General features: G+C 62.7%; 14 protein-coding genes. 8 read left to right on the top strand and 6 right to left on the bottom strand.

The window, feature by feature from the left end:
* Positions 1-288 precede the first annotated feature (288 nt).
* Entirely contained in the window at positions 289-1,674 is a 1,386-nt protein-coding gene (cysS, locus tag P3T22_RS24455) for a cysteine--tRNA ligase (RefSeq protein ID WP_429326391.1), read from the top strand.
* Between the two features lie 168 nt (positions 1,675-1,842).
* On the opposite strand, the gene P3T22_RS24450 is transcribed toward cysS, so the two are convergent.
* The 4 genes from P3T22_RS24450 to P3T22_RS24435 all read right to left on the bottom strand — a co-directional run bounded on the left by P3T22_RS24450 (position 1,843) and on the right by P3T22_RS24435 (position 6,384).
* Entirely contained in the window at positions 1,843-2,091 is a 249-nt protein-coding gene (locus P3T22_RS24450; protein ID WP_082855300.1) for a hypothetical protein, read from the bottom strand.
* 294 nt (positions 2,092-2,385) lie between these two features.
* Positions 2,386-3,078, bottom strand: coding sequence for an HAD family hydrolase (locus P3T22_RS24445; RefSeq protein WP_063498977.1), 693 nt, complete (start codon positions 3,076-3,078; stop codon positions 2,386-2,388).
* Positions 3,079-3,163: 85 nt separating this feature from the next.
* Positions 3,164-4,558, bottom strand: coding sequence for a cytochrome-c peroxidase (locus tag P3T22_RS24440; RefSeq protein ID WP_429326390.1), 1,395 nt, complete (start codon positions 4,556-4,558; stop codon positions 3,164-3,166).
* Between the two features lie 41 nt (positions 4,559-4,599).
* Positions 4,600-6,384, bottom strand: a complete 1,785-nt coding sequence (locus P3T22_RS24435; RefSeq protein ID WP_429326389.1) for a phospholipase C — start codon at positions 6,382-6,384, stop codon at positions 4,600-4,602.
* Between the two features lie 369 nt (positions 6,385-6,753).
* Here P3T22_RS24435 and P3T22_RS24430 point away from each other — a divergent pair, with 369 nt between their 5' ends.
* The 6 genes from P3T22_RS24430 (at position 6,754) to P3T22_RS24405 (ending at position 11,706) form a co-directional block, all read left to right on the top strand.
* Entirely contained in the window at positions 6,754-7,074 is a 321-nt protein-coding gene (locus P3T22_RS24430) for a YXWGXW repeat-containing protein (protein ID WP_063500699.1), read from the top strand.
* Positions 7,075-7,316: 242 nt separating this feature from the next.
* A complete protein-coding gene (locus tag P3T22_RS24425) occupies positions 7,317-7,919 on the top strand; it encodes an RNA polymerase sigma factor (protein ID WP_429326399.1) in 603 nt (200 codons plus the stop codon).
* Positions 7,916-8,335, top strand: a complete 420-nt coding sequence (locus P3T22_RS24420) for a hypothetical protein (RefSeq protein ID WP_429326388.1) — start codon at positions 7,916-7,918, stop codon at positions 8,333-8,335. Before P3T22_RS24425 ends, P3T22_RS24420 begins: the two co-directional genes overlap by 4 nt.
* Positions 8,332-8,868 carry a periplasmic heavy metal sensor gene (locus tag P3T22_RS24415; RefSeq protein WP_429326387.1) on the top strand — a complete coding sequence of 179 codons (537 nt, stop codon included), beginning with the start codon at positions 8,332-8,334 and terminating at the stop codon, positions 8,866-8,868. The genes P3T22_RS24420 and P3T22_RS24415 overlap by 4 nt, the downstream gene beginning before the upstream one ends.
* A gap of 73 nt (positions 8,869-8,941) precedes the next feature.
* Positions 8,942-10,552, top strand: coding sequence for a DUF1800 domain-containing protein (locus P3T22_RS24410; protein ID WP_429326386.1), 1,611 nt, complete (start codon positions 8,942-8,944; stop codon positions 10,550-10,552).
* A gap of 5 nt (positions 10,553-10,557) precedes the next feature.
* Entirely contained in the window at positions 10,558-11,706 is a 1,149-nt protein-coding gene (locus P3T22_RS24405) for a DUF1501 domain-containing protein (RefSeq protein WP_429326385.1), read from the top strand.
* An 89-nt stretch (positions 11,707-11,795) separates the two neighbouring features.
* On the opposite strand, the gene P3T22_RS24400 is transcribed toward P3T22_RS24405, so the two are convergent.
* Both P3T22_RS24400 and P3T22_RS24395 read right to left on the bottom strand, forming a co-directional pair.
* A complete protein-coding gene (locus tag P3T22_RS24400; RefSeq protein WP_063498982.1) occupies positions 11,796-12,164 on the bottom strand; it encodes a BON domain-containing protein in 369 nt (122 codons plus the stop codon).
* A gap of 350 nt (positions 12,165-12,514) precedes the next feature.
* Positions 12,515-14,320 carry an acyl-CoA dehydrogenase gene (locus tag P3T22_RS24395; protein WP_429326384.1) on the bottom strand — a complete coding sequence of 602 codons (1,806 nt, stop codon included), beginning with the start codon at positions 14,318-14,320 and terminating at the stop codon, positions 12,515-12,517.
* Positions 14,321-14,585: 265 nt separating this feature from the next.
* On the opposite strand from P3T22_RS24395, the gene P3T22_RS24390 reads away from it, so the two are divergent.
* A complete protein-coding gene (locus tag P3T22_RS24390) occupies positions 14,586-15,359 on the top strand; it encodes an SDR family oxidoreductase (protein WP_063498984.1) in 774 nt (257 codons plus the stop codon).
* The last annotated feature ends 2 nt before the right edge of the window (positions 15,360-15,361 follow it).

Genomic DNA, 15,361 nt, shown 5'->3' with positions numbered 1-15,361 from the left:
CAGTCACCATGCCGTGTTCGAGATTGACCGGCCTCGAAACACGCGTTAGCATCGTTTCCATGACCGCTTCTATCCTTTCCCGTTCGCATTCTTTGCACGCATGCTGTTGCAGCCTGCCAAGGGGAGCTTGCATCTAGCGAGTCGAACTGTACATGTCCGTATCCCTGAGGCCACCCGTCACAAGACCGGTGGCTTTTTTGCTTTCGGTCCGTCCTTTTTCGTATTTTTAGCTCAGCCTTACATTCCGCTTTTACGTTCACTTACGCGCTCAACACCACAGGAATTCACATGCCACTCGTCCTGTACGACACCTGGTCGCGCACCTTGCGCGCTTTCACGCCGATTCAAGCGGACCATGTGGGGCTGTATTGCTGCGGTCCGACCGTGTACGACCACGCGCATATTGGCAACCTTCGAACCTATGTGTTCGAAGACGTGCTGCGACGCGTGCTGACGTTGAACGGCTACGCCGTGCGGCACATCGTCAATATCACCGACGTCGGTCATCTGGTTTCCGATGCCGACGAAGGCGAAGACAAAATGGAGAAGGGCAGCCGCCGCACTGGTGAATCGGCATGGGTGATCGCCGAGCGATATACAGATGCCTTCATGAGCGACTGGCACGCGCTGAACCTGCTCGAGCCTGCCCTGTGGTGCCGCGCGACCGATCACATCGTCGAACAGATCGCCTTCATTGCCGAACTCGAGCGCAACGGCTATACGTACCGCACGGCAGACGGCGTCTACTTCGACACAAGCAAACAGGATGACTATGGCTTTCTCGCACGTCTCAATGTCGCTGGCCTGCAGGCCGGCAAGCGTGTGGCACAAGGAGAGAAACAGCACGCGACGGATTTCGCGCTGTGGAAATTCAGTCCACCCCGCACCACGCGGCAAATGGAGTGGGATAGCCCATGTGGACGGGGCTTTCCCGGTTGGCATATCGAATGCTCGGCGATGTCGGCGAAATACCTCGGCCCATGGTTCGACATTCATTGCGGAGGAGAGGATCACATTGCCGTGCATCACAGCAATGAAATCGCTCAGACCCAGGCGCGCCATGGAACCCGCCTCGCGAACTTCTGGATGCACGGCCATTTCCTCACGCAAGACGCCGGCAAGATGTCGAAGTCGGGCGGCGACTTCGTGCGTTTGCAGACCTTGACCGATCGAGGCATCGATCCGCTCGCGTATCGCTACTTATGCCTGGGCGCGCACTACCGGAGCACGCTGCGCTTCAATCTCGAACCGCTCGATGCCGCGCAATCCGCGTTGGACCGTTTGCGTCGAGCTTATGTGCAATGGCCCGAAGGGGGTATGCCCGATGCGAACAGCGTCGAACGTTTCAAGGCTGAGGTCGATCAGGATCTGAATCTGCCGCGTGCACTCGCTGTGCTGTGGGATGTGGTGAGAAGCGATCTCCCGGCGGCGACGCGACGGGCGACGGTGGATCGATTCGACGCCGTGCTCGGACTTCGGCTTGCCGACTGGAAGGAAGATGTGCCTGCGATTCCCGCCGATATCGCGCTTCTCTTCGACGAGCGTGAAAAGGCACGCGCGGCTAAGGACTGGAACGAGGCTGACCGTCTGCGTGAGCAATTAAGAGCTGAAGGCTGGATAGTGGAAGACGGTTTGGGTGGACGGGTGCTGCGTCCGCGCGATACAGGGAAGTAACGATGTCCTGGCGTGGCGGCGCAAGGCGTTTTCAGGCGGCTGCCATGCTCGCGTGGCTGAAGGCGCATCGACAGGATCGAACGTCGATCTGCGCGTGAAAAGCGGGACCATGAAAGTAGACGGGCCGCCATGCTGGCCCGTCTACTTTCGTGCGGTTTCTCGCATTGCCTAAAGCGGCACCACCACTGGCTCAGAGTGGCAAGGCGGCTTGCCGTACGGGAAATGGACAGGCCCACACCCCCAATGAATCGGCGGACACTCCCAGCCGCGCCGAATGACAACAGGCGGCATCATTCCGCCGGGGCAAGCAGACGGTGCTTCCCGCGTGAGGCAGGCGATGCCGCCGCGGACGGATTGCGATGCCGAGCGGTCGAGTTCGTCGACGCGGGGCAGGTCTTTGAGGACTAGCGCTTTCATGGTGGATCTCCGGCAAGGTTGGATTAGCAGTGAGCCCGGGTATCGCCGCGCTCATTGGTTCCCAGTGCACACACCATGCCATCCGCCGCAAAGCCTCATGCCGTCCACATTCGACGATCTTGCGCACACAAGGTGGTTGGGATGGACCGACTCGCGACGCAACAGTGTCGGCACACTGCCAACATCCCCGCCCTCTATGGCGAACGAGACCGACCGCCTCGCGGTGGGATATCGCGTGCCGATCGATCCCGCGTTCGAGTAACGTCGAATAACGTCGAATAACGGCGCGTGCCCTCAACCCTGCACGCCGCGCCATCCGGAGAGCAGCGCGGGCAAGTCGGCCATGTCCCGGAAGACGTGAACCGCGCCAGCGCCATGCAAGGCAGTTACGCTGCTGTGGCTCAGTTCTTTCGGACAGTAGCCGAACACCGTGGCGCCGGCGGCCACGCCTGCGGTCGCGCCCGTAACGGTATCTTCAACGACCGCGCAACGCTGCGGGTTCACGCCCAGCCCCGCGGCGGCGGCAAGGTAGACATCGGGATACGGCTTGCTACGCGGTGTTTCGTGACCGCTGAAGATGCGCCCTTCGAAGCAGTCGAGAATACCGGCTTTCGCCAGTTGCAATTCCACTTTGATGCGATCGGCGCCGGACGCGACAGCAATGCGTCCGTTGAGCGACGCATAAAGCGCGCGCACTGTTGACGCCGCGCCGTCAATCGCCACCAGCTCGCGATCGAGCGCCTCATTTCGGCGCGCACGAAACTGCCTGAGCCAATCCGTTGTAATCGCGAAGCCGGTACGCGCTTCGATGAGGGCGGCTTCGTCCTTGACGGCCTTGCCGACAAAAATGCGCATCGTCTCTTCGACACTCAATTGCCAGCCCAACTCGCCGAGCATCTCGGTCAGCACACGATTGGTGATCGGTTCGGAGTCGACGAGTACGCCGTCGCAGTCGAAGAGTACGGCGTCGAAAGGGAAATCGGCCATCGGGCAGGGTACGGATAGAGGTCGCGGAACCGGCAAGGATACCTCACCGGCTCGCGCGACACCGCGCAAAGGCTCCTGCGGGAACTCAGGACCCTGCAGCCTTGTACCCGTCACTCAGCGTTTTCATAAACGCAATGATGTCCTGAATATCCCGATCCGTCATGGCCGGCTGATCGCCGAATTTTCGGTCAAACGGTGCATCGGCGACGTCGACATTGGCGTGATACTGCGCCGGCAGATCGTTGTACTTCTGTACCTTGCCCGAAGCATCCCGCGGATAGATCTTCTCAGGTGCCGTATTGCGCAGGTTGTAGAAGTCCATGACCTGTTTGAGATCGTGATAAACGCCGTTATGGAAGAACACCTTGCGCTCGGCCACATTGCGCAGCGTCGGCGTCAGGAACATCCCGCAGTACTGCGTCTCCTTCGTCATGTCATCGCGGAACGGCCCGCACACGCCCATATCGAAGAACTTCGGATCCCTATTGGCCGGAATGGCCGGATTGCGCGGCACCCCAAGCGCCTCGTACTGAGTGTCGGTGAACATTGGCGGCAAGCCATCCTTGCTGGGCTGACTCAAGTGGCAACCCGCACAATTAGCCTTGTCCTTATCGTTGAACAACTGCAAGCCATGCAATTCGGCGTGGGTCAGCCGCGCTTTACCTTCGAGCCAGTAATCGTACTTGCTGGTGAAAGCGTGGAATGACTGATCTTCGGTCTGATACCGTCCCACTGCGAACATGGCTTCCGAGATCAGCAGGCTCGGATTGTTGACGATACCCGCTCCGAAGATCTGTTTGAACTGGTCCAGATATTTGGTTTGCAGCAGCTTGCGCGCCACATCTTCTTGCGTTGCATTGGCCATCTCCACCGGATTCATCAGCGGACCGATTGCCTGGATTTGCAGCGTATCGGCGCGGCCGTCCCAGAACAGTCCGCCTTGCGGCACCATCGCTGGAGCGGCAGGCGCGGCAAGTGCGGCAAGCGCGGTTTTCTGCGCCCGCTGCACGCCGGCGGCCTGTGACGCCAGTTGCGTCATATCTACCGGCACGTCGGTATCGCCTTGATCCGGTCCGATGCTGAACGGCGCCTGACGGTACAGATACGTCAGCGACGGCGGCGGCCGGTAGCCGGCCTGATTCATGTGCGCGCCGCCGAGTTGAACCGGGAACGCGTTATCCGGCGCGTACGAATGCTGTGGGGAGTGGCACGACGCACACGACTGCGTACCCGACGCCGATAACGACGGGTCGAAGAAAATCTGTTTGCCGAGCAGCGCAACCGCGCTCAGCGGCGCATTTTGCGGACTCATCAAATGAACCGGATGAGGATTCGCGCCGGTGATTTCTTCGACGATCGAGCCGACAGCGGGCGGCATCCGCTCCGGGTAGACGAGCGCGTACGCGCAAACCACGACGAGCGCGAGCACCATGCCGGCGGCGCTCCAGACGAGCAGCCTGAGCCACCGGCGAGGGGTCATGACGGCAGGCGCACCGGAAGGGCAGTCCACACGCGTGCCGCTCAGCTGGCCGGCGGTGCCGACAACTTCGTACCCAGGTTCTCGTCCAGATACACCGTCGGATTGTTGCCCGAGCCCGAGAAGTTGAACATGTTCATGATGCTACCCGCCGTTGCATCGAACGAACCGTTGCCAAGGCGTTGACCGGCGAGCCAGTTGTCCTCGATGAACTTGACCACGGATGCCTGGGTGATCGGCGTATCGTCGACGAAGTTGACCTTCGCCCACGGCGACACCACGATAAACGGCGTGCGCGTACCCGGGCCGCAACGACCGTTCACCGGGCCGCCATTCACGCCCGGCGGTCGAACCGCGCCCGTTGCCGTGCACTGACCCGCGCCGCTCAGATTGTCGCTGCCGGCCACCGTCTTGCCGCCCGCGGATTGCTCCCTGGCCGAATCGAACGACGCGCTCGTCGGCGCCTTGTAGCGGTGGTCGTACCAACCATCCGAATCGTCGTAGGCGATGATCACGGCGGAGTTCTTCCAGTCAGGCTGTTGCTGCAGGAAGTTGATCACCTTCGTGACGAAGGCCTGCTCGTCGATCGGGTCCGAATTTCCCGGGTGACCGTCGCTGATTGCCGGCGCCTTCAGGAAGCTCACCGACGGGTAGTTGCCCGCTTTCACCGCGGCGAAGAAGTCATCGGTGTCGTACTGGTGATGAACCGGCGTTGCCGTGTTGTCGAGCGGATCGGTCATGCCGATCATCGCCGCCGACGACGGACGCGTGTGCGCGAGGTTGGCCGTGGTCGCGTAGTACTGGAACCACGCGTGATGCTGCACATAGTCGGCCTTGGTCGCGTTCAGCACTGGCGAGAACGTCGAACGTGCGCAACCGGTGGTGCCGTTGGGATTGGTGGTCGTCAGGTTGAAGCCGCCCATGAAGCCGCCCCACGTCAGGCCCTTCGCGTTGAGCAGGTCGCCGATGTTCTTGTTGTTCGACGACATCGCGGCCGTCACCGTGCTGCCTGCCGCGGTCGTGCAGACGTCACCGGTCGGGTCGAGGTCGCCGATCAAGGTGAAGCCACCGGTTGAATCCGGAATCGCGTTGGCCGAGGTTCCGCCCGTCACCACGACTCCGTTGTTCTGGCCCGAGACGACTTCGAGTGCGCCAGGCGTCGACGGACCGTATGTGTCCGTGTACGCGTTCTGGTTCATCGCGAAGTTCTGCGCGTAGTTCCACAATGCCGTGACCGTGTTGCCGTCGAAGTAGCCGAGCACCTGGCCCTTCGTGGCGAACGCGCCGGTGCTGCCGGCAATCGTCGAACCTGACGCCGTGAACAGCGGGAACGAGTCCATCGCGCCGTTGTTATATGCGAGTTGTTCGGCGGCGTACGCGTGGTTCTGGCTCGACGTATTGGCTTGCGAACGATCGAGACGGAACGGCAGCAGGTCGGCTGCCGGCAGGCCGAGGCCCGCGATCGTCACGGCGCCAACCGTGCGGCCTGCCGTGTTCGGCGAGGTTGCCAGCGCGTTCGGGTTTGCGGCGATCAGGTTATTGCTGCTGAGGTTGTCGACCGCGGGCGTGCCTGCGGCTGCCGTAAATTGCGGTTCACCGACCGGGTTACTGGCTTGCGGGTAGGTCGCGAAGTAGTGGTCGAACGAGACGTTCTCGCCGAAGATCACCACCACGTGCTTGATCGGCGTGGCCGTCGCAACGACATCCTGCGCCGATACCGTTGCCGCGATAGCCCGCGCCGACGCCGCCGAGTTCACGCTATTGTTGCCGCATGCTGCGAGCGCAAGCATCGCGGCAAACGGGATGGGTAAGAGCGTTCTACGGAACATGTGACTGGCTCCAGATTCGGCTTCGCCGTTCAGCGTTTCCAGTGATGCACGTGTGGATGTTCGCTGGGGATACGGTTAGGAATGCAGCAGAGATATCTTACCGCTAGCAACTGCGCGCATTGAAACATCTGCTGATTACGATTTAAGGGCGCGAATATTACGTTTTTCATCTATTTCCATTCATTTAAATAACGTTTACTGTCGTTCTGCTTGCGCGTGGCCGCAACGTGAAGACCGTTCTGTCCGTCATGACTTGCCTGCTCCAGCGTGTTTCTTTCAATGCAAACCACAGCGACGGATTTTTCCGGCTGCTGCGTTCAAGAAGAAACGCAGCCGCTTATGGCTTCGGCTCTTATGGGAGAAACCAGCATGACATCGACCAAACCGGTCCGCCTTCTGACTTCCGTGCTCGCTGCGGCGATCACGTGCGCCGCAGCGCTGACAGCCGCGCCCGCCTTCGCGCAGGCGGTGATCGTCGCGCCAATGGCGCCGCCGCCGCCGCGCGTCGAAGTGATGCCGGCGCCGCGTGCAGGCTACGTCTGGGATCAGGGACGCTGGCGCTGGGACCACGGCCGTTATGTGTGGGTGCCGGGCCACTGGCGGCCGGTTCGTGCCGGCTATCGCTGGGTGCCGGGGCATTGGGTGCAGCGCGGCCCGCACTGGCGCTGGGTCGAAGGGCATTGGGCCTGAACGTTGAGCACCGTGGCTCGCCTGGGCGCGCTTCGGCCCGCCTGGTGCGCTTTGCAACCCAACCGGACAGGTTCCTATGAAAACGCTTGTGATCATTCTGCTGGCGGCCACGCTCGCCGGCTGTGTCGTCTACCCGGCGCACCCGGCCTATTATCGACCGCCAGTCGTCGTATATTGATTGCAATGTACGTTGCAATCTATCCGGTGCGCGCCGTTCGAACCGTTGCGCGCACAACCAATCGATCCGCGCTTCGCGTTTTGCGCGCGCTGTGGAGCCGCATGCCTTGAGCGAACGCGATCCCGATGCGGAACTGCTGGCGGGAGTTGCCCGGCAAGACCCGGCCGCCGTCCGCTCGCTCGTCGCGCGCAAGTTGCCGCGTCTGCTCGCGCTCGCCACGCGCATGCTGGGGGATCGCATGGAAGCGGAAGATGTGGCGCAGGAAGTCTTCGTGCGGATCTGGAAACAGGCGTCGCGCTGGCGGGAAGGTGAGGCGAAGGTCGATACGTGGGTGCATCGCGTGGCGCTCAATCTTTGTTATGACCGGTTGCGCGGCCGCCGCGAAGTCCCGCACGACGACATGCCCGATGAGGTCGACCCCGCCGCATTGCCCGACGCCACCCTCGAAGCGCGCGCGCAGGACGAGCGCGTTCGCGAGGCGCTCGCCGCATTACCGGCGCGACAGCGCGAGGCACTCGTGCTCAATTACTACCAGGAGATGTCGAACATCGACGCTGCCGCCCTGATGGGCATTACGGTCGATGCGTTGGAAAGTCTGCTGGCACGCGCGCGCCGCAATCTGCGCGCCCAACTGGCCGGCAGCGGCCTTAGCAAGGACAAGTCATGACGCCCGAAAGATTTCATCAGATCGTCGAAGCCTATGGCGCCGATCCGCGCCGCTGGCCGCAGCAGGAACGCGCAGCTGCGGAGGCCTGGGCCGCGGCGCATCGTGTCGAGGCCGACACGGCGTTGGCGGACGCGGTCGGCATCGACGCATGGCTGGCGGCCGATAAGCTCGAGCCGCCGGGCGCGGCGTTGCAGCAGCGCGTCATTGGCAGCGCACCGGGACGGCGGCCCATAGCGCCGCGCCGGCGCTTGTGGTGGTCGGGCGCGGCGGTGGCAGGCGTCGGCTTGCTGGGTGGCGTGGCCGGCGCTTTGGCGGTGTCGTTTTTCGTTTTGACGGGGGCGGTTCCGCCAGTGCATGAATTCTCATATTTAACTTCGAGCTTCGGCGGTTCATCCGCCGATTGGAGCGGCGAATGAACGGCCGGTCATGGAAAATCGTGCTGGTGGCTTCGCTGGTGCTCAACGTGTTCCTGCTGGGTGCGATTGTCGGTGGTGCTTATCAATGGTTCGCGGCGCATGGTGCGATGACCCCGGTGCTGGCGCAGCAGCGCACGGCGCTGCGCTTCGCCGCCGAAACGCTGCCCGCCGGGCGTCAGCAGGCCTTCATCGACGGCTTGAAGAATGCGCGCCGCGAGGGCCGGCAGTTTGCCCGCGAGGGCCGCGAAGGGCGTCACGAAGTGTTGCGGCTGCTCGCCGCGCCGCAGTTCGATCGCGCGGCACTGGATGCAGCGCTGGCGCGCACGCGTGAAGCCGACAGCAGCTTGCGCGCGCAAGTGGAAGGCAGTGTGGCGGATTTTGCGGCGACGCTGTCGCCCGAGGAGCGCGTCGCATTCGCCGACAGCCTGAAGCTGCGCGGCCAGTGGCGTGAACCGCAACCGGCCGCCAATGCGAACAAGCCGCCGCAGCCGGCCGCGTCGCTGCCAGCCGTGAGTGACGCTTCGGGCGAGTAAAGAATTCTGCGCGGACGCGACGGATTTGATCGTGGCGGCCGTTTAAGAAATATCCAACGCCGAAGAGGACGGTATGGCTATCTCACCGAACATGAATGCCGCGGCAATTGCGCTGAACCGCTTCGGTCTTGGCGCGCGTGCCGACGATACGCCGCCCGCCGACCCGAAGGGCTGGCTGCTCGCACAGTTCGAGCAGTATCAGCCGCGGCCTGCCGCATGGGCGAGCCAGCCCGATTCGGTGGCGCTGTCCACCGAGCTGGTACAGCAGCGCATGCAACTGAACCAGCTGAACCGGCAAAGTCAGCAGAATCAGCAGAACGTCAACGAAGGCGCGATCGCCAATCGGGCGAATGCGCAGGCCAGCACGCAAACCACGGGACAAGCCAGCGCGCGAACCACCGGACAAGCCAACACGCAAACCACCGGACAAGCCAACACGCAAACCACTGGACAAGGTGCAACCGAAACCACCGCCCAAACCGCTAAGCAAGCCGAACGAAAAGCGTTGCGCGGAGAAATTCTCGACATGTACCGTTCCGCGGTGAACGCGCGTGTCACAAGCGCGCTGACCACGCAGACGCCTTTCATCGAACGGCTGGTCCATTTCTGGGCGAACCACTTCGCGGTATCCACGGAAAAGCCCGGCGTTGCGGCACTGGCCGGCTCATTCGAAGCGGAAGCGATCCGCCCGCACGTGCTCGGGCGTTTCGAAGACATGCTGGTCGCGGTCGAACGTCATCCGGCCATGCAGTTGTTTCTCGATCAGACGCGCTCGGTCGGACCGGACAGCGTGGCGGCCATGCGCGCCGCGGAGCGCAATCCGAACGTCAAACGCGGGCTGAACGAGAATCTGGCGCGCGAAATCATGGAGCTGCACACGCTTGGCGTGCGCAGCGGCTACAGCCAGGACGACGTCACCGAATTCGCCCGCGCGCTGACCGGCTGGAGTCTCGCCGGCAATCCTGGCAATCCGCGCAATCCGGGTAATGCGGCCCGGCCGGGTATGCAGCCCAACGCCGCCCCTGGCACTTTCGTGTTTCGCGTCGCACTGCACGAGCCGGGCTCGCGAATCATCATGGGCCGCCGCTACGACCAGCCGGGAGAAGAACAGGCGCTGGCGATCCTGCACGACCTCGCGAACTCACCGGCAACGGCGCAGCACATCGGCGGCAAGCTCGCCCGTCACTTCGTCGCGGACAATCCGCCGCCTGAAGTGAGCGAGCGGCTGGCGAACGCGTTCGAGCGCAGCGGCGGCGATCTGCCGACCGTGTACCGGACGCTGATCGACATGCCACAGGCGTGGTCGCCGGTCGCCGTGAAGTTCAAGACGCCGTGGGAATGGACCATTTCTTCGATGCGCGGGCTCGGCTGGCAGGACATCGGCAACCTGCAGGCCGCGCCCATCCTGACGCAACTCGGCCAGCCCGTATGGCGCCCAGGTTCGCCCGCCGGTTACGACGACATTGCCGCGAGCTGGGCGGCGCCCGATGCGCTTGTGCGCCGGGTCGAAGTGGCGCAGCGCTTCGCGTCGCGTGTCGGTGACCGGCTCGACGCGCGCTCGCTCGGCCAGACCCTGCTGGCCGGGTCGCTCAGCGCGCCGACCGCCACGGCTGTGTCGCGTGCCGAAAGCGCGTCGACGGCGATTGCGCTGCTGCTGGTCTCGCCGGATTTTCAACGGAGATGAATGCCATGCTTTCACGCCGCAGGTTTTTGAGCATTGCCGCCGCAGGCGCGGGCGCGATTCTCGTGTCGCCGCAGATCGCTTTTGCAAGCGTCGCAACCGATCGCCGTTTCGTGTTCGTGATCCAGCGCGGCGCGGCCGACGGCCTGAACATCGTCGTGCCATACGCCGAGCCCGCCTACGCGACACTGCGCGGTGCGCTTGCGATCGATGCCTCCAGCGCGACCAGGCTCGACGGCACTTTCGCGCTGCATCCCTCGCTTGTGCAGACCGCCGCGATGTATGCGAATCATCAGGCGCTGTTCGTCCACGCGGTGGCGTCGCCGTATCGCGACCGCTCGCACTTCGACGGGCAGAACGTGCTGGAGACCGGCGGCGCGTCGCCGTATCAGATGAAGGACGGCTGGCTGAACCGGCTCGTCGCCTCGATGCCCACCACGCGCGAGAACGCGATCGCCTTCGCGCCGACCGTGCCCATGGCGCTGCGCGGCAAGGCGGCGGTGGCGTCGTACGCACCCTCGGGCTTGCCGCAGGCGCCAGACGATCTGCTGATGCGGGTCGCGCAACTGTACGACCAGGATGTGCAATTGCGGCCGCTATGGGAGTCGGCCATGACCGCGCGCGGGCTCGCGGGCGACGCCGGTGCGCGTCAGGACCCCGCGAGCCTCGGCAAGCTCGCCGCCGGTTTTCTGTCACGCGACGACGGTCCGCGTATCGCGATGATCGAAACCAGTGGCTGGGACACGCATACGGCGCAGAACGCGCGTCTTGCCAATCAGTTAAAAGCGCTCGACACGATGCTCGCGGCATTGCGCGACGGTATGGGCCCATTGTGGAACAAGACCACCGTGGTGGTGGCAACCGAGTTTGGCAGAACCGCCGCCGCCAATGGCACGGGGGGCACCGATCATGGCACCGGCTCGGTGGCGATGGTGCTGGGCGGATCAGTAGTGGGCGGACGCGTGCTCGCCGACTGGCCCGGCCTGAAACCGGGCGACCTTTACGAAGCGCGCGATCTCAAGCCGACCCTGTCGCTGGATGCGCTGATCGCCGGCGCCGCCAGCGAAAGCCTGGGACTCGATCCGCAGCGTACGGCCGCCACGCTGTTCGGCCAGACCGCGGGCATGCGCCCGATAACGGGGCTCGTGCGCGCGTAACAAGATCGGGACGACAGGCGCCGCCGCAGATTGGCTCTTGCGGCGCTACCTATCGCAACCTGTCGTCATTGATCAATCGTCAAGCGCGATCAACCCCCTCCGCCGCCCTGCGTGCCGAGCGTCAGCTTGTTGTTCACCGATTTCACGCCTGCAACGCCCTTGGCTATTTCCTCAGCTTGCGGGATCTGCGCGCCATCGGGCACCGTTCCAGTCAACGTCACCGCGCCGCCGCGCGCCCGGACAAACACGTTCGACACATCGAAACCCTGCGCTCTCGCCAAAGCCTTGCGCACGTCCAGACCCAACTTGCGGTCCATCTTCTTGACGACTTTAGGATTGGTAGACGGCGCCTCCATGCTGCCCGACGCCATTGCATCGCTCGACTGGGCATAGGCACTGGACGCAGTCGCCACACACAATGCGATGCCGAGCGCCTTCAATAGATTGATTGTTTTCACGTTTTCTCCATTCCTCGAAAAGTTGATTCCGCATCGTTGCATGCAAAAAACCACGCGCCTGCGAACACTTTGCCGCCCGCATGGAGCCCTCGGTCTTGTAGAAGAGTGAGGTCGTGAAGCTCCCAGCGCGCTTAAACAATACTCCAGCAAACGCGTGAGTGTTGAAAAAACTGACCTGGCCGCACGTCGCTCCATTCGCCGAGCATGGCGGTCAATGTCGGCGGCCCTCATTCAAGTTCTCGGAGGAATTCCTGCTCGAAGAAGCGCGGCCACGCCTGATCGACGTGGTGACCCAGCTGGAAAGCGCGCTTTCGCATTCAGGCATTACGGCATCGAGCGAGCAGTGGCGTTCAGAACCATTGAGGCGCCATCGAGAGCGTCGTATCGTCGAGGCCGCGCAGTGTCGAAAGCATCAGCGAGACGCGCGGCAATTCCCAACGGAAGAACCACTGACACGCGTGCAGCTTGCCGCGATAGAAGTCACAGTCGGCTTCGCTTTTCGCCTCCGGTAGCGCAGCGCTCGCAACGATTGCTTGCCGCAACCATGTCCACGCAATCACGATATGGCCGAACGCTTCGAGAAAAGCATTCGCGTTGGCGAGCGCGCGTTCGCTTTCGCTAGCCAGTGTGGGCAATAACGCTTCGACCGTGCCGGTCAATTCGCTCCATGCCTTGCTGAGCGAATCGGCATGCGCTTGCAGCGCCGGACGAACTCGGGCCGATTCAATGCTGTGCTGAATTTCACGCCCCAACAGCTTGAGCGCGGCGCCTTGTTTCATCACGACTTTGCGGCCGAGCAAATCCAGCGCCTGGATACCGTGCGTGCCTTCGTGAATCATGTTCAGGCGATTGTCGCGGTAGAACTGCTCGACCGGATATTCGCGCGTATAGCCGTAACCGCCGTGAATCTGGATCGCCAGACTATTCGCTTCGAGGCACCACTGCGACGGCCACGACTTCACCACGGGCGTCAGCAGATCGAGCAGCAGGCCCGCTTCGGCGCGTGCGGTGTCGCTCTCGCCGGTGTTCTGTTCGTCGACGAGGCGCGCCGCGTACAGGCACAACGCGTAGGCGCCTTCCACATAGGCCTTTTGTGCGAGCAGCATGCGGCGCACGTCGGCATGTTCGATCAGCGGCAATTGCGGATCGAGCGGGTTCTTGTTATCCGGGCGCCGCCCTTGTGGCCTTTCGCGTGCGTAATCGAGCGACGCCAGATAACCGCGATAGCCGAGCATGACCGCACCGAGGCCGACGCCGATGCGCGCCTCGTTCATCATATGGAACATGTAGGCGAGACCGTGATGCGGTTCGCCCACCAGCTCGCCGATGCATTCGCCGCGTTCGCCGAACGACAGCATCGTTGACGTGGTGCCACGCCAGCCCATCTTGTGAATCAATCCCGCGAGCGCGACGTCGTTGCGTGCGCCGAGGCTCCCGTCGTCGTTGACGTGGAATTTCGGCACCGTGAAGAGCGAGATGCCTTTGACGCCCGGCGCCCCGCCGGGAATGCGTGCCAGCACCAGGTGAACGATGTTCTCGCTCAGTTCGTGGTCGCCGCCCGAAATAAAAATCTTGTTGCCGCGGATCGAATAGGTGCCGTCTTCGTTGGGCGTCGCACTGGTGACGAGATCCGAGAGGCTCGAGCCCGCCTGCGGCTCGGTGAGCGCCATTGTGCCGAATGCGCGGCCTTCGAATAAGGCCTGCGAATACTTTCGCTTCTGCGCGGCGCTGCCGAAACGTTCGATTACGTTCGCGTTCGCCGTGGTCAGCATCGCGTAAGACGAGGTGGCAATGTTGGCGCTCTTGAACAGCGACAGGCACGCAAAGGAAATCACCGAGGGCAACTGCATGCCGCCCATTTCGTAGTCTTTGCCCGCGGCGAGGAAGCCGGCGGAACGGAACGCGTCGAGCGCGCCCTTGACCTCGGCGGGCATCGTCACGCGTTGACCGTCGAATTGCGGTTCGTGTTCGTCCGAGAGGCGATTGTGCGTCGCGAATTTTTCGACAGCGACCGCATGAGCCGTTTCGAGTGCCGCGGTGAAGGTCTCGCGGCTGTGGTCGGCGTGGCGCGCGCGCTGCGTGAGCGTCTCGGCCTCGAGCACTTCGAACAGCTGGAACTCCAGATCACGCGAGTTGATGATCAGCGCATCTTGCATGGGAGAAGACCTGTCTAAAGGTGAGCCGCTATGCAGAACAACTATGCGACAAGCGGGGAAATCCACGAAATCGCATAGACGCGGCTTGATTGAAAAGTGCGGCATTCGGGTAAGCCCCAATGACCCGCCTATCGACGATGCGTGTTAGTTTAAAGCAAAAGTGAATGAGCGTGCTTTTATTTACACGGCGAATTTCGGCACGTATGATGGTCAGAAAATCTGGAATTTAAATCTGCATTGCAGAACAATTTGGAGGAGCGGTGTAATGTCTGTGAAAGACCTGTTTCAACTGGACGGCAAGGTTGCACTGATCACCGGAGGCTCTCGCGGGCTAGGCCTGCAAATGGCCGAGGCGTTAGGGGAAATGGGCTGCCGCGTGGCGATCACCGCGCGCAAGGCCGACGAACTCGCCGAGGCGAAAACGCATCTGCAAGGCCGGGGTATCGAGGTGCAGACGGTGGTCAACGATCTGCAGCGCTTCGAGGGCATTCCCGGTCTCGTGGATGAAGTGCTCGACGTGCATGGCCGCGTCGACATTCTCGTGAACAACGCGGGCGCGACGTGGGGCGCACCGGCCGAGGACTATCCCGACGAAGCGTGGCACAAGGTGATGAACCTGAATGTCCATGCACCGTTTTTCGTCGCTCGCGAAGTCGGCAAACGCAGCATGATCCCGCGCCGTGCCGGCAAGATCGTCAACATCGCTTCGGTGGCGGGTCTGAAGGGTTCGCCGCCTGGCATGAACACGATTGCGTACAACACGTCCAAGGCCGCGGCGATCAACTTCACGCGGGCGCTCGCGGCGGAATGGGGCAAGTACAACATCAACGTCAATGCGATCTGCCCGGGTTTTTTCCCCTCGAAGATGTCGGCAGGCTTGCTCGACAAACTCGAAAGCGCCATCGTCTCGCACACGCCTTTGCAGCGTCTTGGCGGCGACGAGGATCTCAAAGGCCCGGTCGTGTTCCTCGCAAGTGAAGCGTCGCGGCACATCACAGGCCAGTATTTCGCGGTGGACGGCGGCGCGATCATCGTCTGACT

Source organism: Paraburkholderia sp. GAS348 (assembly GCF_050434205.1).
Taxonomy (GTDB): Bacteria; Pseudomonadota; Gammaproteobacteria; order Burkholderiales; family Burkholderiaceae; genus Paraburkholderia.
Note: the sequence above shows the minus strand (reverse complement) of the source record. Positions and strands in the feature narration are given on the sequence as shown.